Raw genomic sequence first — 255 nt, forward strand, 5'->3', positions numbered from 1 at the left:
GATGCGGCAGGCTGGGGAATGGGCAAAAGCGGAGCTGAAGCGCCTGAACGCCCAGGAAAGCAAGAGTTAACGCCAGAACAGGCGAAGGCCGAAGACTTCAGGCAGCTATCAAACCAAGAGCTTCTGAAGAAGTATCCCGGCGATAAGGCGATCCAGGATGCCGCAAGCGTGTACGCTGTCGCGGATAAGTTCGCCCAGGTAAAAATTCAAGACGATGCAGAACGGGGGCGATTCGTTGACTCAGTAAGGGCGCGA

General features: G+C 56.1%; 1 pseudogene. It reads left to right on the forward strand.

What is annotated here, in order from left to right:
• A pseudogene (locus tag B4920_RS30165) lies at positions 1-255 on the forward strand (TraN); the annotation flags it as partial.

It is taken from the genome of Zoogloea sp. LCSB751, assembly GCF_002028455.1.
GTDB lineage: Bacteria > Pseudomonadota > Gammaproteobacteria > Burkholderiales > Rhodocyclaceae > Zoogloea.